3 protein-coding genes are annotated in these 2,808 nt (G+C 48.0%); all 3 read right to left on the bottom strand.

The window, feature by feature from the left end:
- The coding region (locus ACT3TJ_RS17825; RefSeq protein ID WP_444622810.1) for a hypothetical protein at window positions 1-395 on the bottom strand (395 nt) is incomplete at its 3' end.
- Between the two features lie 112 nt (window positions 396-507).
- Window positions 508-1,503, bottom strand: coding sequence for a hypothetical protein (locus ACT3TJ_RS17820; RefSeq protein ID WP_444622811.1), 996 nt, complete (start codon window positions 1,501-1,503; stop codon window positions 508-510).
- Window positions 1,496-2,808: hypothetical protein (locus ACT3TJ_RS17815; protein ID WP_444666117.1), on the bottom strand; the 1,313-nt coding region annotated here is incomplete at its 5' end. The genes ACT3TJ_RS17820 and ACT3TJ_RS17815, both read right to left, overlap by 8 nt.

Genomic DNA, 2,808 nt, shown 5'->3' with positions numbered 1-2,808 from the left:
ACTTCAATCACCGTGTTGATAGGTGTCGGCTGGAGATGCTCTTGCCACATTTTCCCCATTAAAAATGGCGCTGGCGTGGGGCGGTTATCAGTATCATTCAGCCGAGTCATTAGTCCATCGCGCTCCTGTGGTGGCACCCGGCGTGCGGTAACAGTAATGCCTTGCAGACGGTAGTAGGCTTCTTCAGGTTCTTCAAGCCACGGCGCTACACCACGCTGATCGCCGAAGGGGCCATGTTTGATCCATCGGTCCATCGGTCCATCGGTCCATCGGTCCATCGGTCCATCGGTCCATCGGTCCATCGGTCCATCGGTCAACATAATGCCAGTAACCGTACCACCCACCAATAGTGCGAGCCCCACCCAGCCAACGGGCCCACTGAATACAAATATCATTGTAGCGCCTACTGCTGCCACGCCATAAGCTACCGCAGCATTTATATCATCTTCTTTAAATCGCGCAATGGCCTCCCAGGTCATTGTAACTTTGGCTAAAAGTCCACCGCTCTTAGCGCAAACGAATATTCTTCTGGTACTTCTCTTCCTGAATTTTCTCCACTTCGGCTTCGCTCATATCCCGCCAGTAACGCGGGTTGCGACCTTTGCGCAGGTCAGCGGCTGCCGTGGTAGGGTCTTTGTGGCGGTGTATTTCCAGAGCAGGCACATCCGGTAGCGGCTGGGAAACATCCATATAACGCTGGATAAACTGCCACGCAGCCACAAGTTCGCCAGCCATATTCGTCGGCGGGAACTGGGCATCCAGCTTCTGGCGAACCCCCGTTTCAGAGTGATAGAGCATCAGCGAATAGGTAGGGCTACCTTGGGTATCCGGCGAGCTTTCAAGGTAGGCGTCAAATTCATAGAAAGGCGCTGCCAAGCGCTTTTCCCATACTTTTTTAGGACGGTAGATAGTAAACAGACCACTTTGTCGATCAAGTTTCCAAAGAGGGTGACTTTTAGCACCAAAAGCTATATTCGGATATCTACTACTTAGCCACTCTAAAGTTTTCCATATCAAAAAGGAAATAGAGGAAATAGGGAAGACATAAAAGAATAAATATTTTAACGCATCAAAATATTCAGCAAACCCTGTGCTTACAAAGGGTATCAATAGTAAGCCAACAACGAAATATAAAAAAAATATCCACCATGGAACAAATGTAGAAAACTTCGCTATAGCCATGGAAACAACAAAAACAATAGCACTTTTTTTATAATTAGGAGGAATTATTAGCATGTGATCATAATAAACCTTCATCGAGCTATAAGTATCTTTTGGATCACCTATTGATTTGTCTCGACTATCTTCCCATAACTTTGATATATAAATATTATTATAACCATATTCGTCCTTAGTACCGTTATCCTGTGTACGACGATACCATGTTAAACATGATCCGCTGATACGTTGACGATTCGAATTAGCCTCTTCCCAAGCTGCTCGTTTAGCCGGTTTGTAAGCAGTATTAGCGTAGTAGTTTTTTGGGTTAGGTTGATCAGACATTCAATGTTTCCTTTACCCAGTAATCACTATTAGACGATGTGCTATCAAAGACTTCTGCTATATCGGTAGGCGCGGCTTTGAGTGGTTCTGGCGCGGGATAGAACCGATCATTGGATAGAAAAGGGACTTGCGTTATTTCTCGAAACTGCACTTGCACATCCCAACGGTAACCGATGCCTGTCTGAGGGCCCAGGGCACGTTTACCTGCAGGCGTATAAACAAAGTAGCGAATGGAATGCGCAGAAAGCTGAGTTAGCAGTGGTGTCATCTGCGTTTCAGATTGTTTCGCCCAACCGCTATAAGCTGGTGTGTTGTGAGTTATTCCTTCCAGGCGCTTAATGATTGCGACATCCTGTAGTTCAACCCCCATACCGGGTAGGCCACTTTTTACTTCAATCACCGTGTTGATAGGTGTCGGCTGGAGATGCTCTTGCCACATTTGGCCCATTAAAAATGACGCGGGCGTGGGGCGGTTATGAGTATCATTCAGCCGGGTCATTAGTGCATCGCGCTCCTGTGGTGGCACCCGGCGTGCTGTAATAGTAATGTTAGCCAATATGCCTTGCAGGCGGTAGTAAGCCTCCTCTGGCTCTTCCAGCCACGGCGCTACGCCTCGCTGATCGCCGAAGGGGCCATGCTTGACCCACTGTTCCAACGGGCCATCGGTCAACATAATGCCAGTAATCGCACCGCCCACCAATAGTGCCAACCCCACCCAGCCAACGGGCCCACTGAATACCAGTAGCATCGTAGCGCCAACCGCAGCCATGCCATACGCTACCGCAGCATCCATATCACCTTCTTTAAATCGTTCAACAGCCTCCCAGGTCATTGTAACTGCTGCTAGTAGACCAGCACCTCTAGAAAAAAGCCAGTTGACGGTAATTAAACGTGGAAACATTCGGCTAAAGATATTAGCTTGACCATTTTTTATCACCACTTTTTGACTAATGTTACTTGTGTGAACAACCGGCCTTAAGACTTCATAACGGCGGGAGAGGTAATCACTTAAATTTAGCGTCGCAAGAGTCAAATCTAACCCTGCAGCAAAAATCCCCAACACTTTTTTGGCTTTTAAGCCAGTTGATAATGCGGCCCCGCTTTGACCCAAGTTCATCGCCTGAAAGGCTACCATTAAATAAGGCAGTCGAGTGGCACCAATCGCTCGTTCAGTGAAGCCAATTCGTTCTCTCCCCTGTCTCACCATTTCCGCGGCTTCAGAATCGATGGGGGCAAAAATAAAGCGCACCTCGCGGGCTTCGCCGATTTCTTTAATTGAGCGTAACCGGCTTTGGTTAGTACCCC

This window comes from Halomonas sp. AOP30-A1-24 (assembly GCF_052378165.1).
GTDB lineage: Bacteria > Pseudomonadota > Gammaproteobacteria > Pseudomonadales > Halomonadaceae > Vreelandella > Vreelandella citrativorans.
This window is presented reverse-complemented; position numbering and strand designations above follow the sequence as displayed.